This window comes from Geobacillus sp. DSP4a (assembly GCF_013096875.1).
GTDB lineage: Bacteria > Bacillota > Bacilli > Bacillales > Anoxybacillaceae > Geobacillus > Geobacillus thermophilus.
Map to the genome: position 1 here is coordinate 13295 of NZ_SDLD01000034.1, position 23480 is coordinate 36774.

Below are 23480 nucleotides of genomic sequence, written 5' to 3' on the forward strand. Positions count from 1 at the left end.
GCTGCTCCACTTGCGAAAAGGGCGTTTGGGGCTGACGGTCCTCTAGACGTGCACGCCGTATGGCGCATACAGCCGCCTTGCGGTGACGAGGCGCTGGATTTGCTGCGTGCCTTCGAAAATGTCAAACACTTTCACATCGCGGTACAACTTCTCCACCAAATGCCCGTCAAGACCGACGGGCCCGAGCAGTTCAAGGCACATCGCGCACACATGAAGCGCCATTTTCCCGGCGACGGCCTTGCAGACGGCCGCTTCCATCGCATTCGGCTCGCCGATGTCCGCTTTCCACGCCGCTTCCCACGTAAGCAGGCGCGCCGCCTCGATCTCTTGTTCGGCTTCGGCGAGCCGCTCCGCTGCTTCGTAATACAGCCGCCCTTGTTTCGGATAGCTGCTCCGGACGATGTCAAGCGTATACTCATAGGCGGCGCGGGCGATGCCGACCGCCATGGCGGCGACGATCGGCCGCGTGCTGTCAAACGTTTTCATCGCCACCTGGAAGCCGGACGGGCGGTTGGCGCCCGCACTGTACAACGCTTCGCCGCCCAGCAGGTTGTCATCAGGGACGAAACAGTCTTCAAACAAGAGTTCCGCCGTTTCGTTGGCGCGCAACCCCATCTTGTGGACCGTGCGGGTGGCCGTAAAGCCCGGCGTCCCCTTTTCGACGACAAACGCCCGGTGCCCGGCGCGCCCGAGCGTCGGGTCGACTGTGGCGAATACGACAACCCACGAAGCGCGGGCGCCGTTGGTGATGAAAATTTTTTGGCCGTTTAACATATAGCCGCCGTCGACTTTTCTTGCCGTCGTACGGATGCCGGACGCGTCCGACCCGGCTTCCGGCTCAGTCAACGCATAGGCTCCCCAGCGCGGCTCCTCTTTCGTGAAAATCGACAAAAACCGCTGCTTTTGTTCCGGGGTGCCGCTCGATTGGACCGGCGGCCCGCCCAAGCCGGGGCCGGGAAGGGACAAAGCGACGGCCGGGCAGCCCCACGCGAGCTCTTCAGCGGCGATGACGGCCACGCGGTTCCCTTCACGTTCCCTTTTTTCCTGTTTTTTTTCTGCATCGGCCGCCGCGCGTCCGCCGCCGAATGAGGACGCATTGAGCTGGATGCCCATTTTGTTCACTTTCTTGAGCCATTCGTCCGGCACGCGCCCGAGCCGGTCAGCTTCGAGCGCGATCGGCCGCACTTCATGTTTGGCGAACCAATGGACGAGCTCTTTGATTTGCTTTTGCTGCGGCGACAAGGCAAATGAAATCATCGTGCCACCCTCTCTTTCCGTTCTCGAAGCAGCTGTTCGCCGCGGCGGATGAGCCAATCCGTTTCCCGGGCATACAGCATCACTTGTGCTTGAGCGTCGCGCATCCATTTTTCGACCGGGTATTCTTGCACATATCCGTGCCCGCCGAGCATTTGCACCGCTTGATCGGTGACGAAGCGCACCGACCGGTGGGCGCGGGCGAGCGCCCGCCATGCATGGCTTTCCGCCTCCCCGCCTTGCTCCTCGACGCGGCAGGCCGCCGCCCAGACGATGTTTCTCGCCCCGCGGCATTCAAACGCCATTTCGGCGATCGTAAACGATACGCCTTGAAACTTGGCGATTTCCTGGCCGAACGCTTTTCGTCCAGCCGTGTATTGAATCGCATACTCAAGCGCCGCCTCCATCAGGCCGACTTCCTTGGCCGCCTCAAGCACGCACTGCCGAGCGCGGGCGTGCGCCAATAACGCCGCCGCCTCGCTGCCGCGGGCGAGCACGCCATCATTGCTGACAAACCGCTCGGAAAACCGGAGCCGGCCGAGCCCTGCCGCAAGCAATCCAAGCCGAAAATCGCCTTCCACTGTTTCCCATCCTTGATCATCAAGGACGACAATGACCGGTTCCCCTTCGCTTTCTTTGGCGGCAATGACCACCCATTCGGCCGACGCGGCCAGCCGGATCGGCACCGACGTTCCATTCAGCACATACCCGTCGCCTTGGCGGCGGAGCTCGATCGTTTCCTCGCCGTCAACGAACACAGCCGTCGGCCATATCCTCCCCTGCCCGGATTCACGATACCGCCGCCAAACCGGATGGCTCGGCGCCAAGCGCATGAACGGAGCCGCCTCCCCGGGCCCGGGAAGCCCTTGGACGATGCCCAAATCCCCAAAGCTGAGCGACTGCCAAATTTGCGCCTGCGAAATGAGCGGGAGCTCGAGCCCGCCCCACTGTTCCGGCAGTTCAAGCGCCAAAAACCCCAGCTCGTGAAGGCGTCTTGCTATGGAGGCGCTTACAGATCGGCTCTGTTCGCATTCGCGGGCGAGGGGGCGCAACTCGTCGCAGGCGATCGTTTTCGCCACTTCGCAAAACGCCTGTTCCTCCTCTGTCGGACGAAATGAAATCATCGTTTTCCCCCCTTTTCCTATGGCGGCGGCTTGGCGCACCGCCCACGGCGCGGTGAAAACAGCCGCCTTGTCTGCCCCGGCTGTTTGTGCGCTGCAAGAAAGCCGCTGTTCAACCGTTCCTTGCCTCTGTCCAAAAGGCCGTTTTTGCTTCCGCACCAGGCCTTCCCGGCGCATCTGTCACCGCTCGGCGGACGCCACAAACTCGCCCGCCCATTCGCGCAGCTTTTTCTTGTCCGTTTTCCCAAGCAAGTTTTTCGGCAAGTAGCCGACGATTTTGACAAATCGTGGGCTTTTGTATTTCGCCACCTTTTCCTGGCAAAAGCGGATGAGCTCCTCTTCCGTCACATCCGCTCCCCGTCGGACGACGACATAAGCGGCGACTTCCTCGCCCATTTTCGGCGATGGGACGCCGACCACCCCGGCGTCGACGACCGCGGGATGGGAAAGAAGCAGCTCTTCCAAATCGCGCGGATAAATGTTGAATCCGCCGCGAATGATCACATCTTTTTTCCGGTCGACGATAAACACATACCCGTCCTCATCGATGCGCGCCATGTCGCCTGTATACAGCCACCCGTCGCGCAACGCCTGGCGGGTCTCTTCATCCTTTCTGTAGTAGCCTTGAAACACGTTCGGCCCGGAGACGATCAGCTCTCCGACTTCATTCGGCGGCAGGCGGTTGCCGTTTTCGTCGACGACCGCTACTTTCACGCCAGGCAGCGGAAGTCCGACCGACCCCGGCTTGATTGGCTTCGTCGGATCGGTCGCCGTCACGATCGGGGCGGCTTCCGACAATCCATATCCTTCTAAAATCAAGCAACCAAACTTGCGCTGGAACTGCCAGGCGAGCGACGGCGGCAACGAGGCCGAACCGGACACGCAGGCGGCGAGGCTTGAGGTGTCGTATCGGTCAGCGTCCGCGTAATGGCATAAAGCGTGAAACATCGCCGGCACCATCGCCGTATGCGTCACCCGATGCCGTTCGATCGCCTCGAGCACTTTTTTTGGCTCGAAATACGGCAGCAGGACGATTTTGTCGCCCAAAAGCAACGCCACATTCATCATCGTGAAACCGAATGCATGGGAAATCGGCAACACACCGAGCCCCGTGCGTTCGTATTCAACAGGCAGCCGCTTCGCCATTTCGGCCGCCGCCTCAGCGTTTGTATACAAGTTGCGGTGCGTTAATACAACTCCTTTCGGCCGGCCGGTCGTACCTGACGTATAAAGCAAGGCCGCCGCATCGCCATCGGCGACCGCCAATGGCGGAAGATGGGACGGAGCCTGCTCCATCGCCGTTCGCAACGAACGCGGCGAGCCGGAGCTGTCGAGCGTAAAAACGGCCGGCGGCGACGGCAGCCCTTGGACGGCTTCGTTCACTTTCGCCCATAACATCTCGGCGGTCAGCACGATGTTCGGTTCGCAATCTTGAAAAATGTAACGAAGCTCCTGCACCTGCAACAGGGGCAGCACCGGCACGACAACTGCCCCGGCTTTGGCGACGGCGCTGAAAGCGATGATCACTTCCGGGCTGTTCGGCATCGTGACAACAACGCGGTCGCCAGGCTTGACTCCGAGCCCGATCAACACGTGAGCCAGCTGGGATGAACGGGCGTCGCACTCCACGTTCGTATATTCGTTTCCTTCAAAAATGAGCGCCGGATACGGACCGAACTGCTCGATATTTTTCGCCCATACCGTTCGTAAGTCCATTCCCCCGTCTCCTTTACCCGAAAAGGCAGCGAGCCGGCAAGGCAGGCCGGACCCGCCGCCTTTCGTTTCTTTCCTTCCAGCGGACGGCGCGCTGTTCGGTCAGCGCGCTTATTGGTTTTGATTGGCGCTGTTGTAGGCGGACAACACTTCCTGAAGGCGGAGCGCCAATCCCATGTCCCCGTCAATGCGAAGACGCCCGCTCATAAACGCTTCCGTTCCGTTGAGTTCGCCGTCGACCATTTGTTTAAAATCGTCGCTGTCCATGCTGAGCGTGCAGTCCGGCGTTTCCTGCTCCCCTTCAATGACAAAGCCGGCGTCGGGACGAAGAACGACTTGGTACACTCCGGCATCGGCCCCGCTTAAGTTGAATTGGTACACTGCGACAATTCCGTCGGCGCGGGATGGATCCTCCCTCAATTGTGAATCAATCAGTTGAAAAATATCTCTTACCGTCGTCATCTTCACATCCTCCTTAAAATTTTGAACTGTCTGAAATTTTTGTTTGTACTTTTACTATAACGCGTTTTCCTTTCCTGTCCTATCCCGAAAATCGTCGGAACTTTCTTTCCGCCGGCGCACCGCTCCCCGATGTTTTTACGCTCGCAAAGCCGCAAGCAGCGCATGCTCGCCGATCAGCTCCAAATAGCGGCGATACAGCGGAAAAGCCGGCACGATGCGCGGCAGGAGCTGCAACGCTTTCGCTCTTGACCCTTTCGTCTTCATTTTCCCGGTCATGAGCGCCAGCGGAACGTTGATGTTGCCGCCCCAAAACTGGTGGGCGACATCCCCGGTCGTCCGGATGGCGACATCCGGAGCAGCGGGCGGCCGCCCGAAAAACACGGCGTAGTTTTCACCTTCGTTCGGCCCCCTCGCATCGATGCCAATAACCGCCTCCGGATCGGTCAAATAAAAGGCGAACGCAGCGCGCGACCGCCGGATTTGCTCGCCGATGCGATTGATTTGCTCCACTTCCCCGCCGTATTCGCGATATGCCGGATGATGCCCCCACCATGCCCGCAGCTCCTCCGCCGTCCGCGGCCGCGCCGGGATTTGCATAAATTCGCCGATCACCCGGTATACGTGCCTGTCATCGCGAAACAGCCCCATCGTTCATTCCCCCTTTGCCGGTTCGCTACTCCCATTTTGACGCGAAACAGCGCCGGCGGCAATTCCGACAATTACCGGGGGAAAGGGGCATGGCCGTCGCTCTGTTGCCAAGGAGGTCCGGTGCGAAAAAGACGGCATGGAGACGGGCGCGCTTCTTCACAAACAGCCAAAAGCAAGGCGCCGGGGCTGGCGCCGAAAAGCAGAAAAAAACGGCCGCCTCTTTCCGTTTAGGCTGCCGTTTTTGGACAACATCCATTTTTCTTGGCGAATGGTTTACAACTGCGCCAGCCGCATGACGTCGCGGGCGATCATGACCTCTTCGTTCGTCGGGATGACGAGCACTTTGACCGGCGAGTGCGGGTAGCTGATGAACGCTTCTTTGCCGCGCACTTTGTTTAACACCGGATCCCAGTAGACGCCCATGAACTCAAGGCCGCGCAGCACTTTGGCGCGCACGACATCGCTGTTTTCGCCGATGCCGGCGGTGAAAATGATGGCGTCGACGCCGCACATGCGCGCCGCATACGAGCCGATGTATTTATGAATGCGGTTCGCAAACACTTCCAGCGCAAGTTCCGCGCGCTCATTTCCTTCGGCGGCCGCTTTTTCCAAGTCGCGCAAGTCGCTCGAGATGCCGGAGATGCCGAGCATACCGCTCTTTTTATTCAGCACTTCAATCACTTCATCAGCGGTCATTCCTGTTTTTTCCATAATGTATGGGATAAGCGCCGGGTCGATGTTGCCAGAGCGCGTCCCCATCGCGACACCCGCTAATGGCGTAAAGCCCATCGACGTGTCGATCGATTTGCCGCCTTCGACCGCCGCGATGCTCGCCCCGTTGCCTAAATGGCACGAGATGAGGCGCAGCTGCTCGATCGGCCGGCCGAGAAGCTCCGCCGCCCGCTGGGTGACGTATTTGTGCGACGTGCCATGGAAGCCGTACTTGCGAATGCCGAATTTCGTGTAATACTCATACGGCAAGCTGTACAAAAACGACTGTTCCGGCATCGTTTGGTGAAACGCCGTATCAAAAACGGCGACGGCCGGCACGTTCGGCAGCACTTCCTGAAACGCGCGGATGCCGACGAGGTTGGCCGGGTTATGAAGCGGAGCGAGCTCGGACACTTCTTCGATTTGTTTTATCACCTCATCGGTGATCAACACCGAATCGCTGAACTTCTCTCCGCCGTGGACGACGCGGTGGCCGATGCCGTCAATTTCGTCAAATGACCGGATGATGCCATAGCGAATCAGTTTGTCAAGCAGCAGTTTCACCGCCACGGCATGGTTCGGGATGGAAGTGACTTCCCGCTGTTTCTCCCCGTTCACGACGATCGTAAAAATCGCGTCGTCAAAGCCGATCCGCTCGACGACTCCTTTCGTTAACACCGTTTCCGCCGGCATGTCAAACAATTGGAATTTCAACGAAGAACTTCCCGCATTAACGGCTAACACTTTTGCCATCGAACATACAGCTCCTTTTTGCCAAAATCCGTTCGCACTTACGGTTAGTGTGCGCGATTGGGCGCTGTTTCACTATGCCTTTTTCATTGTATGCCTCCCTTTTCTTCCTTTCAAGCGGCGTTTTCTTTCGTAATCGGTTGCAAGGAAATGTTTTTATGTTGTGAAAATAAAAACAGCCTCCAAGCAGGTTGGAGACTGTCAGCGCCCTTTTTCGCCGGCGATCCAGGCATCGATTTTCGCCATCATCGCCTGCATGGCCGTCTTGTTGGAAAAGCGCGGCAGTTCGGCGAGCAGCACTTGTTTCGGCGCTTTCGCCATCGGGCCTTTCTTTTGCAAAATGAATATGCTTTTCGCCGCCTGCTCGTGTTTAAACATGGACAGCGGCAACTGCAACAAGCCTTGAACGATGGCGGTTTCTTTTAAAAATTCATTCAGCTGTTCCGCCTGAGGGCTGGAAAACAGCGTGTTCGGAATGAGGAAAAACAAATAGCCGCCGTCTTTTGTATAGCGCAAGCTTTGCTCGATCAACAAATGATGCGCATACGACCGCCCTTCTTTCGCTTTTAACACAAAGCGGCTGGCATTGGCGTCATCCGGGTAGTAGCCGACCGGCAAATCGCAGACAACGACATCGGCCGGTTCGACGAACAAAGGGCGCAGGCTGTCCTGGTTAAACAGCTGCACCGGGTGCTGCTGCAAGTTGGCATTGACATATGCGAGTTTGACGAGCAGATCGTCAACGTCGGCGCCGTAGCTTTTCGCCTGCCGGCCGCCGAGCCCGTTTAACACGGCTGTAAGCAAATTGGCCGTGCCGACGGCCGGGTCCAGAATCGTTAGCGCCAAATGCGGGCGCGTGAACTGCCGGACGAGGTAGGCCAAAAACACACTGACCGCATCCGGCGTCATTTGGTGATTCGGCTGGACGTGCTGGCGCATCCCTTTTAAGACGGCAAGCTGAAACGCCTTGCGGATGTGCTCGTTCTGAAACTGTTCGAGCCCCAATTCGCGATATTGCTTTTTCAACCGTTTCGCGTTCAGCTCGCTCACCTCATCTTGCAGCACGTCGCCGTGAAACAAATTTTCCCCTGTTTCCGCGACAGCTTCCAAATACGTGCATTGCAGCTCCTCCTGCAAAATGCGGGCCGTTTCATCCAAGACGGCAAACAGCCGTTCAACGGGTGTCATCATGCGTGCGTCCCCCTTTCTGCCCATGTCCCTTCTGTATATTGTACGTCCGTCCGCCCCGCCCCGCAAGGCAAACAGCGGCCAAAACGAAACGGCCCCGAACGGATCGGAGCCGTTTTCCTTATTTCGCCGCTTTCGCCGCTTCAATCGCCGCTTCGTAGTTCGGATGGTTCGTCACTTCCGGCACGTATTCGACGTATGTGACCGTGTCGTTGCTATCGATGACAAACACGGCGCGGGCAAGCAGGCGAAGTTCTTTGATCAGGACGCCGTACGCTTGTCCAAATGAGACGTCGCGATGGTCGGACAACACTTCAACGTTTTCGATGCCGGCGGCGCCGCACCACCGTTTTTGCGCAAACGGCAAATCGACGCTGATCGTCAGCACTTTCACGTTGTCAAGCTTCGCCGCTTCCTCGTTAAACCGGCGCGTCTGCGCGTCACAAACACCGGTGTCAAGCGACGGCACGACGCTGATGAGGCGGACATGCCCCTTCGTATCGGCGAGCGTCACTTCCTGCAAATTTTGGTTCAACACGGTGAAGTCCGGCGCTTTGTCGCCGACTTTCACTTCGTTGCCGACGAGCGTGACCGGATTGCCTTTAAACGTCACTTGAGCCATGGCTTCTCCCCCTTAGGAAAAAATATGTACCATCTCCATAGTAAAACGAAAAGGCGGCGTTTGCAATCGTTTTACTCGCCGCATCGCCCCTTTCGCCTGCGGCCCGCCAAAACAAAGCGCTGGACGAAACCCGATCCAGCGCCAAGCCCGGCTAAATGTCAAAATCGTTCGCGGTGGAAGACGCACCGTCTTTTTTGTTTTTCTTCAACATCGCCTGGATTTTTTCGATGGCTTGTGGGGCGAGATCGAGAATTTTTTCGTATAAATGCGTGCTTTCATCCAGATGGAGAAGTTTGACACCCGATGAGTTGACGACGAGAAACGCGATCGGGGTGATCGACACACCGCCGCCGCTGCCGCCGCCAAACGGGTGCCCGTTCCCCTGTTGCTGCCCGTTTTGCCCGTTCGTTTGCGCCCCTTGGCCGTTTGTCTGGCCGTCAAGCATAAATTCGCTGCCGCCGGCCGCAAACCCGAACCCGACCTTCGACACCGTTAAAATGACGCTGCCATCCGGCGTCTCGACCGGATCGCCGATAATCGTGTTGACGTCGATCATTTGTTTTAAATTTTCCATCGCGGTTGTCATAAGCCCTTGGATCGGATGGTTCGTCATCATCATTCCTCCTAATAGCCTTCATTTGCCTGTCGCGCAGCGGAAAGGCTGCGCTTTGGCGGACGCCGCCTGCGCCAATGTTTGATGACGCGCAATCCTGCTACCATAGCATGCCCGATTCGGAAATGAAACATACATAAAAACGACGTTTCCGAGACGGCTCGGTCGTACACGGGAACGATCGCAATCACCGGGGTCGTTTTCATGTTCATGTACCGTCTCGCCGCTCCGATAATAGCGTATTTCAACGACCAGCCAAGCCCGACGAGCAGCCCGGTCGATGCCGCATCACCCGTTCCGATGTTTGTCTTCCATTCCCATTTGGTAATCGTCACATGGCGACAAAATTGTTTCATAATTTCATAAAAATCGATGACGTGCTCCAAAAACTGTTTTACTTTGCGAAAAAAGTCGGCGATTTTTTTCGGCGTCCATTTTCCTTTCTTTTCTTCCTTACCGCGCGTCTCCCCCATCCCTTTTTTGTGGATGAACGCCACCCCGGGCGCTTCCGATTCGGTTTCCAGCTTGATGAGCGGAATGTGAATCGTGTAGCGGATGAGGCCAAACAGCGTGCGCACCACAATTTTGTATTCATCATCGTCCTGCCGATGGCGAAACACAACCGTCACGGAAAGTTTCATGAAGGCGGCAAGAAGGAACAACACCATAACGGCTATGGCGACTATGATTACGACTTTCAAGGCCCGTCCTCCCTTTCACCATATCATTGTCGCCATATGGAAAAAAAATAAACCTGCCGCATGGCAGGTGAACAACGCTGTTTGCCCCGCAAAAGCCGGCTACTCGCGGATGACGATCGTATCGGCAAACTGGTCGTGCATTCCTTTTTTCTTTTCCGAAAAGGCGACAAACAAAAAGCCGACAAACAGCAATGTTTTGCTGATGAATTTGCCGATGACTTCGCGAAACAACACGGTCAGCCAGGTGAGCGGCCCTCCTTGTTCGTCGACGACTTTTAAACCGAACACCATCTTGCCGAGTGTCTGCCCGAACGCTTTCGTCATCAGCACAAAGTAGGCGTAAAAAACGACCGCCGCCGCCACCGAGGCCGGCGCAAACAACCCGTCCCGCTCAAGCGGCCAATCGAATAGGCGGAAAAGCGGCCAAACGATGAGCCGGTTGAGGCTTGAGACAACAATGACATCAAGGCAATACGCCCAAAAACGAAGCCAAAAGCCGCCGTAGCGGGGAGCGGGGTCCGCCGCATCACAGATGGACGCCGGCAGCGCCATCGATTGTGTGTCCTCCATTTCTTGATCCCCCCTATTCGGCGTACAAGTACATAAGCCGCGGCGAGGATGGGCGCGACAACAGGCGGATGAGCCCGGCCGCCTCGCTGTCCGGCTTCATCCGGTTCGACACCACCTCAAAGAGAGAGCTCCACGGCGCATCGTTCACGTATTTTACGACTTGAGCGCCGGTTAAATGATGCTCTTTTTTGAGCGCAGCGATCGCGTCATCCAAGTAGCCGAACTCGTCGACAAGGCGGAGCGCCTTCGCCTGTCGCCCATCATAAATGCGGCCGTCCGCCAGCTTTCGCACCGTGTCTTCCGGCAGCTTTCTTCCTTTGGCTACCACATCAACAAACGCATCATACGAATCATTGATCAGCCGCTGCAAAATCTCCCGTTCCGCTTCGGTCATTTTGCGCGCCGGATTCATGATGTCTTTGTACGGCCCGCTTTTGATCGTGACAAGCTCCACGCCGTACTTCTTTGCCAGCCCTTCATAGTTGACGCTTTGCATGATGACGCCGATGGAGCCGGTGATCGTCTCCGGGCTGGCGAAAATTTTATCGCCGGCCGCTGCGATATAGTAACCGCCCGAGGCGGCCATGGTCCCCATCGATACATAAATCGGCTTGTTCGTCTTCTTTTTCAGCTTCATCAGCTGATCGTAAATTTCCGCGCTTTCCGCGACACCGCCGCCCGGCGAATTAATGCGCAAGATGATCGCTTTGACGTCTTGATCCTCTTTCGCCTGTTTGATCATTTGCAAAAACGTTTGGTGATTGTACTGTGATGAGGAAAGAAACGACTCCGCTTCCCCCGCATCTTGAATCACTCCGTTCACTTCCAACACTGCGATTTTTTTCAACGGGTCGCCCTCGGCGATGACTTCTTCGCTAAATGGCGACTCCATGAGCGCCAGCCACCTTTCCGACCAGCCGCCCGCCTTGTCGGACAAAAGAACGCCAACCGCCTGAACAAGCACGGAGATCACAAACAAGGCGGCGGCGATGGCCAACGCCGTCCATCGTTTTCGATTCATCATCTTCCTCCCTTTGCATCGGCTGCCATATTTTTAGAATCGTGGCAAACGTGGTACAATATTCATTGTACATCGGTTCAAGATTCGACGCTACTAGGAGGATGCAAAATATGGATACCGAACGCAACCACCTTTATTTTTTTTATAAGCGCGACGATGAACTCGTCCGGCGAGTGAAACCGCTCATCGAATGGGCTGAGCGCGGGCCGTTTGTCGTTGTCGACGACTATCGGGAAGCGAACATCATTGTCAGCATCGGCGACGACGGCGCATTTTTGCAGGCGGTCCGGCAGACCGGATTCCGCCCTGACAGCCTGTATGTCGGCGTCTCGACGCTCCCGGCGCGCGGCTTTTATTGCGACTTTCAAATCGACGACATTGATCATATGGTCGAGGCGGCAAGAAACTGGAAGCTGGAAGTGCGGCGCTACCCGGTCATTGAAGTGACGATCGACGGCACCGCTTCGTTTTTTTGCTTAAACGAATGTTCGATCCGCTCGCAAGTCATTAAAACGATGGCGGTCGACGTGTTCATCGACGATTTGCATTTTGAGACGTTCCGCGGCGACGGCATTATCGTCTCGACGCCGACCGGCAGCACCGGCTACAACAAGTCGGTGCACGGGGCGGTCGTCGATCCGCTTTTGCCGTGCTTTCAAGTGAGCGAACTCGCTTCGCTCAACAGCAACCGCTACCGGACGCTCGGTTCGCCGTTCATTTTGAGCGGCACGCGGACACTGACGTTGAAAATGTCGGAGGAAACGAGCCATTTTCCGATCATCGGCCTGGACAATGAGGCGCTCAGCATCCAGCACATTGAACGGATCGACATCCGCCTGAGCGACCGGGTCGTGAAAACGGTGCGCTTAAAAAATAATTCGTTTTGGGAGAAAGTGAAACGCGTCTTTTTATAAACCGCGCAAAAAGAGGCTGACCTAAAAGTGTGGCAATGCTCCTATCTGGGGCAACATGAAAAATAGACCACCACGAAAAACCCGGTAAAACCAAGGGTTTCAGAGGTGGTCTCTTTCACATACTTCGGTTACATTTCATCCAAAAGGGGCTTTTGAATCAGCTCCTTCTTTTCCAGCGGGACGGACAGGCAAACGAAACGCCTCCGCTCCCGGCTTTTTTCGGCTCGGCGCTGCCTTCCCGCCGGGCAGCGCCGGATTGACGGAAAAACGCGCGCTTCATTCGGATCCGCGCTTACAACGACCGGCCGGCGAGGCGCGCTTCCCGCTCGCGCAGCTCGACGCGGCGGATTTTTCCAGACGCCGTTTTCGGCAAATCGTCGACAAACTCGATTTTGCGCGGGTATTTGTACGGCGCTGTCAACTGTTTGACATGTTCTTGCAGCGCTGGAATGAGGGACGGATCGTCTTTGTCAACCCCCTCGCGCAAGACGACGAACGCCTTGACGACATGGCCGCGCACTTCATCCGGGCTGGCGACAACGGCGCACTCTTTGACGGCTGGGTGTTTGACAAGCGCGTCCTCGACTTCAAACGGGCCGATCGTATAGCCGGCGCTGATGATGATGTCATCGCCGCGCCCCTCAAACCAAAAATAGCCGTCCTCGTCTTTTCGCGCCTTGTCTCCGGTGATATAGTAATCGCCGCGGAATTGCATCGCCGTCCGCTCCGGATCTTTGTAGTAATATTTGAACAACGCCGGCGTTTCGACGTGGACGGCGATATCGCCGACAACGCCGACCGGGCACGGCTCGCCGTTTTCATCGATAATCTCGACGCGGTTACCCGGCGTCGGTTTCCCCATCGAGCCCGGTTTGATTTCCATTCCTTTCATGACGCCGACCAGCAGCGTATTTTCCGTCTGCCCGTAGCCGTCGCGCACTTCGATGCCGAAATGTTTGGCAAACGTGTCGATCACTTCACGGTTGAGCGGCTCGCCGGCAGACACCGCGCTGTGCAGAGCCGATAAGTTGTAGCGGCCGATGTCCGTCACTTTCGCCATCAGTCGGTATTCGGTCGGCGTGCAGCAAAGCACGTTGATTTGATATTTTTCAAGCAGCTGCAAATATTTTTCCGGCTCAAAGCGGCCGTAATAGACAAAGCCGGTCACCCCTGAGCCGAGCACCGACAAAAACGGGCTCCAAATCCATTTTTGCCACCCCGGCCCGGCCGTCGCCCAGACGAGGTCGCCTTCTTCGATGCACAGCCAGTTTTTCGCCGCCGTGCGCAAATGGGCGTACGCCCAACCATGGCAATGCACAACCCCTTTCGGATTGCCGGTCGTGCCGGACGTATACGACAGAAACGCCATATCGTCGCGCGAGGTGTCCGCCGCTTCGAGCGTTTCGCTTTCCTTCGCGATGGCCGCTTCAAGCGGCAGCCAGCCGTCATGCGCCTGCGCGCCGATTGAAAACTTCAACAGCCGGTCGACGCCGTCGATCGGAGCGAATTCGCCCACATACGGTTCATAGGCGACGACCGCTTTCGCTTCGCTATGGGACAGCCGGTATTGCAAATCTTTCGTCCGCAGCATCTCCGAGCTCGGAATGACGACAAGCCCGGCTTTGAGCGCCCCTAAATACACTTCATATGCCTCAATGAGGCGCGGCACCATAACGAGCACTTTGTCCCCTTTCTGAAGGCCATGCGACAAGAAAGCGTTTCCAATTTGATTGGCGCGCGCCATCAGGCGGCCGTATGTAATCTCGCGCGTTTCCCCCTGCTCATTTTCCCATTTTAACGCGATTCGGTCTGGATCGGCCGCCGCGTGCCTTTCCATTTCCGATGTTAAATTGTACCGCTCGGGCGCGATCAAGTCTTCCCGTCTCATCGTTTCTCCCCCTGTTCCTCGTTCGTTTGCCGGCGTCGGCATTTCCATTATACAAAATAGTTATTATATTTTGAATAATTTTTTGACATAAAAGCGGCGGGGGCATCCCCCGCCGCGAAGCCATCAGTATGAAATTAGAATTGGCGTGCGCCGCCCAATTGTTGTTGCGCCATGGCAACGAGGCGTTTCGTGATCTCGCCGCCGACCGAACCGTTGGCGCGGGAAGTCGTGTCAGCGCCTAAGTTGACGCCAAATTCTTGGGCGATTTCGTATTTCATTTGTTCGAGCGCTTGTTGGGCACCCGGAACAAGCAATTGATTGTTGTTGTTGCGTGCCATCTGTTTTCACCTCCTTGTACGTATAGAATGTGTGAAAACAGACGGCGATATGCAGCAACGCTTTTGGTAAATTTTGAGATTTAGAACAATCCGGCGAACTCGTCAGTCCGTCCGTTTTCTTCGTCAATCACCATCGTTTCCGTCTCGTTGACCGCCTTCTCGAGCAGCGGGGCGAGATCCAGTTCGCGCTCATACTGGAGCACTTTCTCTTTTTTCGGTTTCGTTTTCGGCGCCCGCGGCGTAAAAATGGTGCAGCAGTCTTCGTATGGAAGAATTGAAATATCATGGGTGTCAATGCGCTTCGCCATCTCGATGATTTCCATTTTATCCATCGAGATGAGCGGGCGCAAAACTGGTGTGTTCGTCACTTCATTGATGACGTACATGCTCTCGAGCGTCTGGCTCGCCACTTGGCCGAGGCTTTCGCCGGTGACGATCGCCAGCGCCCGGTGGCGGCGGCGCAAAGCGTCCGTAATGGCCAGCATCGCCCGCCGGGTGGAAATGAGCGAATACTCGTTCGGCACCCCTTGGTAAATGGCTTGCTGCACTTCGGTAAACGGCACGATATGCAGCTTGATCGTTCCGCCGTACACCGTCAGCTTCCGCACCAAGTCAATGACTTTTTGCTTCGCTCGCTCGCTTGTATACGGCGGGCTGAAAAAGTGGACGGCCTCAATTTCCAAGCCGCGCTTCATCGCCAAATACCCGGCAACCGGGCTGTCGATGCCGCCGGAGAGCATGAGCATCGCCTTGCCGCTCGTCCCGACCGGCAGGCCGCCGGCGCCGAAAATGTCGCGGCATGTGACGTACGTGCCGTCTTGGCGCACCTCGACGCGCACGTCAATGTCCGGTTCACGCACGTTGACGGTCAGGCCGTCCGTCTGCCGCAAAATGTGCGCCCCGATTTCATGGTTCAACTCATCGCTCCGGTAGGGAAACTGCTTATTGACGCGGCGGGCGCTCACTTTAAATGTTTTTCCGTTGTGCGGCAGCTGCCGTACGGCGGCGAGCGCCGTTTCTTTGATCGCTGCCAGGTCGTTTTCGCATTTCATCGCCAGGCTGAACGAATGGATGCCAAACACCGTTTTCAGCTTGTCGATGATCGGCTCGTGCGGCTCACCGTTTAATAAAATGTACATCCGGTCGCGCATATATTCAATCTGAATACGGGGAAACGCCCGCAGCTTACGGGCGATGTTTTGTTTCAGCCGCCGCACGAACACATTGCGGTTTTTCCCTTTCGTCGTCATTTCACCGTAGCGGATTAAAATGCGGTCGTACTTCATTTCCATGTCATCCTGTTACCTCGCTTAACGTTTTGATCGCCTGCCTGATGGCGGCCACTGCTGGCGCGATCTCTTCTTGCGTATTGTCAAACGACAGGCTGATGCGGATGCCGCGCTCGGCCCGGTCTTCGCCCAATCCCATCGCCAACAGCGTTTTGCTCGGCGCCTTTTTTTTCGACGAGCAGGCCGAGGTCGTCGAGACGTAAACGCCGCTTTTCTCAAGCTCATGAACGAACACTTCCGGCTTCAGGCCGGGCTTTAAGGAAAAGTTGATGATATGCGGAGCGGCACCGTCGCGCGGCGTGTTGATCGCAATGTCCGGAACGGCCGCGAGCGCTTCCAGCCACTTGTCTTTGAGCTCCTTGAGCCGGCCGATGTCCCGCTCATACCGCTCCATGGCAAGGCGGAGCGCTTTGGCCATCGCGACGATGGCGGCGACATTTTCCGTGCCGGATCGGAGCCGCATTTCTTGGCCGCCGCCGGCCAACAGCGGCATCAGACGGACGCCTTCGCGGACGTACAGCGCACCGGCGCCGCGCAGCCCGTGAAATTTATGGGCCGATATCGTGCATAAATCAACGCCCGCTCGCTGCAAATCGAGCGGCACTTTGCTGATGCCTTGCACCCGGTCGACGTGAAACAGCGTTTTCGGATAGCGGGCCAAAAGCGCGCCGATTTCTTCGATCGGCTGCACGGTGCCAACCTCGTTGTTCACATGCATGACCGAAACGAGAATCGTATCGTCGCGCAACGCACGCTCCACTTGTTTGGCCGACACTCTTCCGTCCCGGTCGACCGGCAAATACGTCACCTCAAAGCCGAGCTCTTCAAGCTGGCGGCACGGCTCGGCGACGGACGGATGCTCGATTTCCGTCGTAATGATGTGCCGGCCGCGCTGCCGGTACTGCCAGGCGACGCCTTTAATGGCCAAATTGTTTGCCTCGGTCCCGCCCGAGGTGAACACGATTTCGCCCGGCTTGACGCGCAGCATGGCGGCGACTTGTTCACGCGCCTGCGCGAGCAGCCGCTCCGCCTTCATGCCGAGCCCATGAAGGGAAGACGGGTTGGCGAAATAGCCGGATGCGACCGCAACGAACGAATCGATCGCTTCCGGAAACGGCTTCGTCGTCGCGCTGTTGTCAAGATAAATCATCGTTTCCATCCTCCGCTCGTCATCGGCAAATGTACACATAACCATATCATATAAAAGCAGACTGAAAACAGCAACGAAAACACACACGCATTTACAGTATCCGCCAAAAACCCGATAAATATCGGCCGAAACCGATATTTATCGGGTTTTTGCTCACGATTGTTGATCGTTGTCCGCCTGCCACAGCTGCCGCACGCGGTCGAACGCGCCCGGCTCGACTTTCTCCACCGTCGCCACCGCCTGCCGGAGCGCTTCCTCGTAATCGTAATGACGGAACAAAAATTCGGCCTCTTCAAGCCCTTTATGCACCTCCGGATAACGGCGGCGATAGCGGTTGCCGTACTGAATCGTCCGCTCGGCCAAGGCGGCCTGCTCGATCATTTCGACCGTCCGCTCATGCAGCCGCTCGACGGCCGCCTTCGCTTCTTCGAGAGCCCCGTCGACCGCCGGCATGTGAAGCGGCTTTTCTTCAAGGCGGGCGGCGACGGCCTGCAAGCTCGTTTTGGCCTCTGCAAGCTCATGTGAATAAGACTCCGGCAGCCCCGGCAGCCGGCTTTTTTGCACGAGGCGAACCGCTTCGGACAACATTTTCCGCATGTCATCAAGCTTTTCGCGGGCGATCAGTTCATCTTTGCGCAGCGTCTGCAGCATGCGGCGAAACTGTTCATGCTCCTCTTTCATCATGTCGATTTGGGATGTAAGCTGCTCGAGCTCCTCGCGCAGCAGCGAATACGCCGTTTTCGCCTCGGCGGCGCGGTCGTGGATGAGCCAAAACCGCTTTTGCAGCTGGTGCAGCTGCTTTTCAATGCTTCGGTATTTTTCCACGTCCCCCGGCGGCAGATGATAGCTTTGCTGGACGAACAGCGCTTCCGCCCCCGTCTCCTTCGCCGCGGCGGCGAGCTCCTCAAGCATGCCGCCAATGCGCGGCATTTCCGTTTGCACGTACTGATGGGCCAGCACTTCCTGCTCAAGCGAATCATACAGCGCCTCGATTTCTTCTTTCAGCCCGGCGAGCATCTGCTTCGCCTCTTCAATGCGCAGTTCGCCGATCATCGCCAAACAGTGCTGAATTTTTTCCTGCTTTTCCGCAAGCGCGCGCTCGATGTCCAAGTGGTCGAGAATGTACCCGCTTTGCTCCATTTCCCGATAGCCGTCGGCGAGCTCGGCAAGCTGGGCGGGAAGCGATGTTTGGCACTCGCCAAGCAGCGCCGGGATGTCCTCCATCATCGCGGCGAGGCGGTTCAGCTCCTGCTTGAGCGCCAGCACGACGTCGCGCGCTGCCAAATAGTTGCCGGCTTCTGTCAACTCGGCAAACAACTGAAATTGCTTTTCCGCCTCAGCCAACCGGACGTCCAGCAGATCGGCGGCCGCCCCGAACGTATACCGATAGGCGAGCAGCGTTTTTTTTGCTTCCCGGTGCGCGGTGCGCAGCTCTTCGATTTCGACCCGGCTTTGTTCCTCGCTGCCGATCAGCTCGTTGACTTCGCAAATGATTTGCTGAATTTCTTCCTCCACGCGCCGGAGTGCGTCCGCCGTTTGCCCGAGCAGCCGGCGCGCCTTTCGATACCGGTATTTGTCCAACAGCGTTTCGGCGTCAAACAGCTGCTCCTCGACGTTCGGCAGCTTGACGGCCACGATGTCATCCCACTGTTGGCGCCAGCGCTCAAACAACTGCTCCGTCTCCCCGGTCATGTTCAGCTGTTTCACCTTGGCAAGCTCATCCGGCACCGGTTCATTCATCAACCGGATTTTCCACTCTTCAAGCCCGTCGATTTCCCGGTACATCCGCTTTCGGCGCAGATGATTATATCCAATTGCTCCTGCCGCAAGGAGCAGAATAACCCACACGATTCCCATCCGCTAATGCCCCCTTGCACTCAAGCTACTTCGAAGTGAATGAAAATGGCGGAGAAGGCAAACATATATATTTTTCAATGTTTTTATGATACCATGTTATCGACATTTTTTGACCAAAATTTTTATTTTTTTTACAAGAATCTTCAATTGGTTTGCTGTGATACAATGATGGAAGGAAAGGGGGAACCCGCTTTGCGCGACGGCCACATTCACACACCGTTTTGCCCGCACGGGAGCCGCGATCCGCTCGAGCAGTATGTCGAACGGGCCATCGCCCTCGGCTATACCGATATTTCCTTCACCGAACATGCGCCGCTGCCGGAACGGTTTCTTGACCCGACGCCGGAGCAGGACAGCGCCATGGCGCGCGGTGCATTGGAGCGGTATTTGGCGGCCATCGCTGATGTCAAAGCGCGCTACCGCCATGACATTACGATCCGCGTCGGGCTTGAGGTCGACTTTATCCCCGGCTTTGAGGATGAGACCGCCAAACTGCTCGATGAAGTCGGCCCGCTCCTTGACGACAGCATTTTATCGGTTCATTTTTTGGCGCACAACGGCCAATATGTATGCCTCGATTACAGCGCCGACATGTTTGCCGGCATCGTCCGCCTATTCGGCTCGGTCGAGCGCGTGCACGCCGCCTATTACGACACGGTGCGCCAGTCCATCCGCGCCGACCTTGGCCGCTATAAGCCGCGGCGCATCGGCCATATGACGCTTGTGCGCAAGTTTTGGCGCCGCTTTCCGTGCCGGGAGCCGATGACGGAGCGCATGTTGGCCATTCTTGACGACATCGAGCAGTTCGGCTATGAAATCGACTACAACGGCGCCGGCGCTACCAAACCGCTCTGCCGTGAGCCGTACCCGCCCAACCACCTGATCGCTGAGGCGCATCGGCGCGGCATTCCGATCGTGTACGGTTCAGACGCCCACCGCGCCGCCGACTTGCATCAAGGACGGGGCGTCATGGACGGCGAGGCGCTTTCCGTTGGCAGCCGTCGGACGTCATCTTAAAATGAGCGAAAACAAATTCAAGGAGGCATGTTCCGATGTTTCACCCGATCGCTTACAGCGGCACACGCGAAGAAAACTACGCGCTCGTCATCGAGCAGCTGAAGGCGCTCATCGCCGGAGAGCCGAACATGATCGCCAACTTGGCGAACGCCGCTGCTTTGCTCAATCAGTTTCTCACCGACATCAACTGGGTCGGCTTTTATCTCGCCGATGGCGACGAGCTTGTGCTCGGCCCGTTCCAAGGCTTGCCGGCGTGCGTCCGCATTCCGTTTGGCAAGGGGGTGTGCGGCACGGCAGCCGCCGAACGGCGGACGGTCGTCGTCCCGGATGTGCACGAATTTCCAGGCCATATCGCCTGCGACGCCGCCTCCCAGTCGGAAATCGTCGTTCCGCTCATCAAAGACGGCCGCGTCATCGGCGTGCTTGATATTGACAGCCCGGTGAAAAACCGCTTTGACGACGTGGACCGCCGCTATTTGGAGCAATTCGCTGGCGTGCTCGCTTCATCATAAAGCAGCCCTGCCGCGCAAAGAAGGAATCCGCTTGGTCGGATTCCTTTTTTTATACTTTGTGCGGCTGGGAATGGTCATGGACGAAAATGCAGTTTTTTCCTGTTTCCTTCGCCATATAAAGCGCGGCATCCGCCTGCTTGAACAGCTGTTCTGCGTCTTTAGAGCCATGCGGGCTCCACGATGAAATGCCGCAGGAGACCGTGACCGGCGGCACTGTATGCCTTCTGACCTTTTCGACGATACGTCGGGCGACCAAAACCGCGTCAGCGAGCGCCACGTTCGGCAAATACACGGCCAGTTCTTCCCCGCCCCAGCGCGCCGCCACGTCGTCGTCGCGAATATAGGCGCGCACCAGCTCGGCCACCTGGATGAGCACATCGTCGCCCGTTTGGTGACCGTAAAGGTCGTTGATTTGCTTAAAATTGTCGATGTCGATCAAAATAAATGCCCCACGCTCATCGCATTTCATCGAGGTTTGAATCGTCTCGTCCAAATAGCGGCGCGTATGCAGCTTTGTCAAATAATCGGTGACGACGAGCTTTTCAAGCTCTTCGCGCAAAATGGCGTTCGTAAACGCGAGAGTCGAGTGCTGAATGAGCGACTCGAGCAGTTTGAACATGTCAAACGTAAATCGGTACGGCTCGCGGGCGAGCACGATGCAGACGCCCTTCGCTTCGTTGTTTTGCTGCATCAGGGCCGCCATGACCGAGCGAAACGGCCCGGATACAGACGGGTGGACATCGCCAGCAAAGATAATGTCGTTTCCGCTCCGCCGCCGCTCTTCGACCCATTCAACATACCGGCCGGCCGCTGCGTCGGCAAAAAATGGCGTGCTTCCCGGCAAAAGCTCGCGGCGCCCGTCGGCGAACAGAAAAAACCCGACTTCCTCTGCGCCAAACGACCGTCGGATTTGCGCCACCATATATTCAATTCCTTCCTGCAGCCGCGGCCGCGCGTTCAGTTCGCGCATCGTGTCGTTAATGAGCTGCAAATCGCTGACAAGCCGGCGCGACTGCTCGTACAGCTTGGCGTTCTCAAGCGCGCTTCCCGCCGTCCCGGCGAGCAGCGAGATAAAATTCATTTCCCGCTTCGGAAACGGCGCCGCGTGCGGAGCAATAATCTGAATCACGCCATACACCGCCTGCACGCCTTTGATCGGGGCATACAAGACGGACCGCCGCGGCGCCGCTGTCTCCTCGCACTGCACTTGTCCGGTCAAAAACGCCCGCAGCGCCGCTGTCTGTCCGCCGCCTTCATCAAGCACGAGCGGCTTGATCGGCAAATGGCCGCGCACATGGTTGTCGTGCGACAGCAGAAGATGGTATGTAAACGACGGATAGACGTTTTGCAGCGTGCGGATGATTTCCTCGAGCACGTCGTCAATTTGCATGGAAGAGTGGATTTTGGCCGCAAAGCGGTGCAGCTGCTCATATCGCTTCTCCTCGCCCGTTCCCCGCGACAGCGCACCCAGCTTGCGAAGCAGCCGGCTTAAATCGGAACGAAGCGTCTGCAGCAGCGGCCCATCGATGCCGCTGTTTCGTCTGTATGAAAGCTCGACCAAAGCCGGCGCTTCATCGGAAAGCGGACAAAAGAGACGGGCGGCCATATATGGTCCGCCAACGCTTGTGACAACAATCTCTTCGGCTTGATCCGCCCCAATCCGCTCCGCCGGCGTTATGCCGGCGGCCGCCTCAAGATAAAAAGAGCCGCGCGATGTGTCAAACAAATACAGTGCGGCCCCTTGCAGCGCCAGCTCTTCTTTCAACAGCGCTAGCAGCCCGCCCGCCGCCGCCGAAAACAGCCCGTCATCCGGAAGCGCCAAAAACCAGCGGAAACATGCTTGTTTAAACGATTCATATCGTCTTGTTTCTTCCCGTTTCATCGCCTTTTCCACCTAAACCGGCATCCTCGTTTCGAGCGAACGGATGACAAAATCTTTTTAAAAATTCCATCTTTTATTGTATCACACAAATAGGAGACAAGGGAAATAAAATGTTGACTTTCATCTTAAAAAATCATATAATAGCCTTTGTGTAAAATATAGCAGCCTTTGTGCCCACCTTGATGGTTCATTTTGTTCCTCGGCCTGTCGAGGTGCATCGCGTAACTCTTAGCTGCGAGAGCGAGGATGCATGAAAACAAAATGGCCATGATTGTTGGCGCACATCTGCTTTTATTTTACGGGAATAAAAGCGTAAGGAGGAGCAACGAATGGCTCGTTATACTGGCCCAATGTGGAAAATTTCCCGCCGCCTTGGCATCTCGTTGAGCGGCACGGGGAAAGAATTGCAAAAACGTCCGTATCCGCCTGGCCAACACGGTCCGGGCCAACGGAGAAAATTGTCGGAGTATGGCTTGCAGCTGCAAGAAAAGCAAAAGCTGCGCCATATGTACGGCGTGAACGAACGCCAATTCCGCAAAACGTTTGAAGAAGCGGGCAAAATGCCGGGCAAACACGGCGAAAATTTCATGATTTTGCTAGAATCGCGCCTTGACAACCTCGTCTACCGTTTAGGGCTGGCCCGCACGCGCCGTCAAGCCCGCCAGCTTGTGACGCACGGCCACATTTTGGTCGACGGCAACCGCGTCAACATCCCGTCGTACCGCGTCAAACCGGGGCAAACGATCGCGGTCCGCGAAAAATCGCGCAACTTGCAAGTGATCAAAGAAGCGGTGGAAGCGAACAACTTCGTTCCGGATTACTTGTCGTTTGATCCGGAAAAACTGGAAGGCACGTATACACGCCTGCCGGAACGTTCCGAGCTGCCGGCGGAAATCAACGAAGCGCTCATCGTCGAGTTCTACTCGCGTTAATAAAGCCAGGTTCTATAGTTCAACATGTAAAAACCCCAAAACCCTTGAACTACAAAGGTTTTGGGGTTTTTCGTTTATATTCATTTTTACGAAATAATGTTTTTACTCACATTTCGCACCCTAACAAGGTCAAAACAAAGGATTTTTTATTTAGTTTTTCAGAATAACTTTTTGACCAACACAACGAGCGATGGTAATCCTTTTTTTACCATCGCTGGTCGTTCCGTATCACGTTACACGTAGATGCTCTCATCCATGCCCAATCCCTGCAGAATCCTTCGCTGATCAGGGGTAAGGGAGCGATCCAGTGAGCGTTGGATGCGCCCA

General features: G+C 56.5%; 22 protein-coding genes. 4 read left to right on the forward strand and 18 right to left on the reverse strand.

What is annotated here, in order from left to right:
• Positions 1 to 42: 42 nt before the first annotated feature.
• From ETC02_RS12220 to sppA, 12 genes are all read right to left on the reverse strand, one after another.
• Complete coding sequence (locus tag ETC02_RS12220) at positions 43 to 1257, reverse strand: acyl-CoA dehydrogenase family protein (protein ID WP_050367685.1); 1215 nt, start codon at positions 1255 to 1257, stop codon at positions 43 to 45.
• Positions 1254 to 2378, reverse strand: a complete 1125-nt coding sequence (locus tag ETC02_RS12225; protein ID WP_171698296.1) for an acyl-CoA dehydrogenase family protein — start codon at positions 2376 to 2378, stop codon at positions 1254 to 1256. Before ETC02_RS12225 ends, ETC02_RS12220 begins: the two co-directional genes overlap by 4 nt.
• Positions 2379 to 2555: 177 nt before the next feature.
• Positions 2556 to 4091: a long-chain-fatty-acid--CoA ligase gene (locus tag ETC02_RS12230; RefSeq protein ID WP_050367686.1), complete on the reverse strand. Its 1536-nt coding sequence runs from the start codon at positions 4089 to 4091 to the stop codon at positions 2556 to 2558.
• Positions 4092 to 4199: 108 nt separating this feature from the next.
• Entirely contained in the window at positions 4200 to 4550 is a 351-nt protein-coding gene (locus ETC02_RS12235; RefSeq protein WP_050367687.1) for an SCP2 sterol-binding domain-containing protein, read from the reverse strand.
• 135 nt (positions 4551 to 4685) lie between these two features.
• Positions 4686 to 5198 carry a hypothetical protein gene (locus ETC02_RS12240; RefSeq protein WP_050367688.1) on the reverse strand — a complete coding sequence of 171 codons (513 nt, stop codon included), beginning with the start codon at positions 5196 to 5198 and terminating at the stop codon, positions 4686 to 4688.
• 273 nt (positions 5199 to 5471) lie between these two features.
• Positions 5472 to 6662: an acetate kinase gene (locus ETC02_RS12245; RefSeq protein WP_050367690.1), complete on the reverse strand. Its 1191-nt coding sequence runs from the start codon at positions 6660 to 6662 to the stop codon at positions 5472 to 5474.
• Positions 6663 to 6860: 198 nt separating this feature from the next.
• Entirely contained in the window at positions 6861 to 7850 is a 990-nt protein-coding gene (locus tag ETC02_RS12250; protein WP_171698297.1) for a class I SAM-dependent methyltransferase, read from the reverse strand.
• Between the two features lie 118 nt (positions 7851 to 7968).
• Positions 7969 to 8469 carry a thiol peroxidase gene (tpx, locus tag ETC02_RS12255; protein ID WP_033007951.1) on the reverse strand — a complete coding sequence of 167 codons (501 nt, stop codon included), beginning with the start codon at positions 8467 to 8469 and terminating at the stop codon, positions 7969 to 7971.
• Positions 8470 to 8620: 151 nt separating this feature from the next.
• Positions 8621 to 9082, reverse strand: a complete 462-nt coding sequence (gene ytfJ, locus ETC02_RS12260) for a GerW family sporulation protein (RefSeq protein ID WP_033014481.1) — start codon at positions 9080 to 9082, stop codon at positions 8621 to 8623.
• Between the two features lie 11 nt (positions 9083 to 9093).
• On the reverse strand, positions 9094 to 9783 hold the full coding sequence (locus tag ETC02_RS12265) for a DUF2953 domain-containing protein (protein ID WP_050367692.1): 690 nt from the start codon (positions 9781 to 9783) through the stop codon (positions 9094 to 9096).
• Between the two features lie 99 nt (positions 9784 to 9882).
• Positions 9883 to 10335 (reverse strand): RDD family protein, encoded by a 453-nt coding sequence (locus tag ETC02_RS12270; RefSeq protein WP_235607784.1) that lies wholly within the window; start codon positions 10333 to 10335, stop codon positions 9883 to 9885.
• A 31-nt stretch (positions 10336 to 10366) separates the two neighbouring features.
• The gene (gene sppA / locus ETC02_RS12275; RefSeq protein WP_171698298.1) at positions 10367 to 11374 is read right to left on the reverse strand and encodes a signal peptide peptidase SppA; all 1008 of its coding nucleotides are present in this window, start codon (positions 11372 to 11374) and stop codon (positions 10367 to 10369) included.
• A 110-nt stretch (positions 11375 to 11484) separates the two neighbouring features.
• Between sppA and ETC02_RS12280 the strand changes: the two genes are divergently transcribed.
• Positions 11485 to 12288 (forward strand): NAD kinase, encoded by an 804-nt coding sequence (locus ETC02_RS12280; RefSeq protein ID WP_171698299.1) that lies wholly within the window; start codon positions 11485 to 11487, stop codon positions 12286 to 12288.
• Positions 12289 to 12580: 292 nt separating this feature from the next.
• Here ETC02_RS12280 and mbcS read toward each other — a convergent pair whose 3' ends face one another.
• From mbcS to ezrA, 5 genes are all read right to left on the reverse strand, one after another.
• Complete coding sequence (gene mbcS / locus ETC02_RS12285) at positions 12581 to 14176, reverse strand: acyl-CoA synthetase MbcS (protein ID WP_094239090.1); 1596 nt, start codon at positions 14174 to 14176, stop codon at positions 12581 to 12583.
• Positions 14177 to 14310: 134 nt separating this feature from the next.
• On the reverse strand, positions 14311 to 14514 hold the full coding sequence (locus tag ETC02_RS12290; RefSeq protein ID WP_033009180.1) for an alpha/beta-type small acid-soluble spore protein: 204 nt from the start codon (positions 14512 to 14514) through the stop codon (positions 14311 to 14313).
• Positions 14515 to 14594: 80 nt separating this feature from the next.
• A complete protein-coding gene (thiI, locus tag ETC02_RS12295; RefSeq protein WP_044746336.1) occupies positions 14595 to 15800 on the reverse strand; it encodes a tRNA uracil 4-sulfurtransferase ThiI in 1206 nt (401 codons plus the stop codon).
• 7 nt (positions 15801 to 15807) lie between these two features.
• Positions 15808 to 16953: a cysteine desulfurase family protein gene (locus ETC02_RS12300; protein WP_094239977.1), complete on the reverse strand. Its 1146-nt coding sequence runs from the start codon at positions 16951 to 16953 to the stop codon at positions 15808 to 15810.
• Between the two features lie 153 nt (positions 16954 to 17106).
• Positions 17107 to 18810, reverse strand: a complete 1704-nt coding sequence (gene ezrA, locus ETC02_RS12305; RefSeq protein WP_100664327.1) for a septation ring formation regulator EzrA — start codon at positions 18808 to 18810, stop codon at positions 17107 to 17109.
• A gap of 192 nt (positions 18811 to 19002) precedes the next feature.
• Here ezrA and hisJ point away from each other — a divergent pair, with 192 nt between their 5' ends.
• Positions 19003 to 19827, forward strand: a complete 825-nt coding sequence (gene hisJ, locus ETC02_RS12310; protein WP_094239978.1) for a histidinol-phosphatase HisJ — start codon at positions 19003 to 19005, stop codon at positions 19825 to 19827.
• Positions 19828 to 19862: 35 nt separating this feature from the next.
• The gene (locus ETC02_RS12315) at positions 19863 to 20339 is read left to right on the forward strand and encodes a GAF domain-containing protein (RefSeq protein ID WP_033009183.1); all 477 of its coding nucleotides are present in this window, start codon (positions 19863 to 19865) and stop codon (positions 20337 to 20339) included.
• 49 nt (positions 20340 to 20388) lie between these two features.
• On the opposite strand, the gene ETC02_RS12320 is transcribed toward ETC02_RS12315, so the two are convergent.
• Positions 20389 to 22221: a GGDEF domain-containing protein gene (locus ETC02_RS12320; RefSeq protein ID WP_171698300.1), complete on the reverse strand. Its 1833-nt coding sequence runs from the start codon at positions 22219 to 22221 to the stop codon at positions 20389 to 20391.
• A 329-nt stretch (positions 22222 to 22550) separates the two neighbouring features.
• Between ETC02_RS12320 and rpsD the strand changes: the two genes are divergently transcribed.
• Positions 22551 to 23153 (forward strand): 30S ribosomal protein S4, encoded by a 603-nt coding sequence (gene rpsD, locus ETC02_RS12325; protein WP_171698301.1) that lies wholly within the window; start codon positions 22551 to 22553, stop codon positions 23151 to 23153.
• The last annotated feature ends 327 nt before the right edge of the window (positions 23154 to 23480 follow it).

Excerpts from the sequence above, each read along its gene's own strand:
- sppA (WP_171698298.1), bottom strand. The coding sequence starts at position 11,374 with ATGAATCGAAAACGATGGACGGCGTTGGCCATCGCCGCCGCCTTGTTT.
- tpx (WP_033007951.1), bottom strand. The coding sequence starts at position 8,469 with ATGGCTCAAGTGACGTTTAAAGGCAATCCGGTCACGCTCGTCGGCAAC.
- rpsD (WP_171698301.1), top strand. The coding sequence starts at position 22,551 with ATGGCTCGTTATACTGGCCCAATGTGGAAAATTTCCCGCCGCCTTGGC.
- thiI (WP_044746336.1), bottom strand. The coding sequence starts at position 15,800 with ATGAAGTACGACCGCATTTTAATCCGCTACGGTGAAATGACGACGAAA.
- ezrA (WP_100664327.1), bottom strand. The coding sequence starts at position 18,810 with ATGGGAATCGTGTGGGTTATTCTGCTCCTTGCGGCAGGAGCAATTGGA.
- ETC02_RS12235 (WP_050367687.1), bottom strand. The coding sequence starts at position 4,550 with ATGACGACGGTAAGAGATATTTTTCAACTGATTGATTCACAATTGAGG.
- ETC02_RS12315 (WP_033009183.1), top strand. The coding sequence starts at position 19,863 with ATGTTTCACCCGATCGCTTACAGCGGCACACGCGAAGAAAACTACGCG.
- ytfJ (WP_033014481.1), bottom strand. The coding sequence starts at position 9,082 with ATGACGAACCATCCGATCCAAGGGCTTATGACAACCGCGATGGAAAAT.
- ETC02_RS12290 (WP_033009180.1), bottom strand. The coding sequence starts at position 14,514 with ATGGCACGCAACAACAACAATCAATTGCTTGTTCCGGGTGCCCAACAA.
- ETC02_RS12250 (WP_171698297.1), bottom strand. The coding sequence starts at position 7,850 with ATGATGACACCCGTTGAACGGCTGTTTGCCGTCTTGGATGAAACGGCC.
- ETC02_RS12300 (WP_094239977.1), bottom strand. The coding sequence starts at position 16,953 with ATGATTTATCTTGACAACAGCGCGACGACGAAGCCGTTTCCGGAAGCG.
- ETC02_RS12230 (WP_050367686.1), bottom strand. The coding sequence starts at position 4,091 with ATGGACTTACGAACGGTATGGGCGAAAAATATCGAGCAGTTCGGTCCG.
- ETC02_RS12220 (WP_050367685.1), bottom strand. The coding sequence starts at position 1,257 with ATGATTTCATTTGCCTTGTCGCCGCAGCAAAAGCAAATCAAAGAGCTC.
- mbcS (WP_094239090.1), bottom strand. The coding sequence starts at position 14,176 with ATGAGACGGGAAGACTTGATCGCGCCCGAGCGGTACAATTTAACATCG.
- ETC02_RS12245 (WP_050367690.1), bottom strand. The coding sequence starts at position 6,662 with ATGGCAAAAGTGTTAGCCGTTAATGCGGGAAGTTCTTCGTTGAAATTC.
- ETC02_RS12225 (WP_171698296.1), bottom strand. The coding sequence starts at position 2,378 with ATGATTTCATTTCGTCCGACAGAGGAGGAACAGGCGTTTTGCGAAGTG.
- ETC02_RS12240 (WP_050367688.1), bottom strand. The coding sequence starts at position 5,198 with ATGGGGCTGTTTCGCGATGACAGGCACGTATACCGGGTGATCGGCGAA.
- ETC02_RS12270 (WP_235607784.1), bottom strand. The coding sequence starts at position 10,335 with ATGGCGCTGCCGGCGTCCATCTGTGATGCGGCGGACCCCGCTCCCCGC.
- ETC02_RS12280 (WP_171698299.1), top strand. The coding sequence starts at position 11,485 with ATGGATACCGAACGCAACCACCTTTATTTTTTTTATAAGCGCGACGAT.
- ETC02_RS12320 (WP_171698300.1), bottom strand. The coding sequence starts at position 22,221 with ATGAAACGGGAAGAAACAAGACGATATGAATCGTTTAAACAAGCATGT.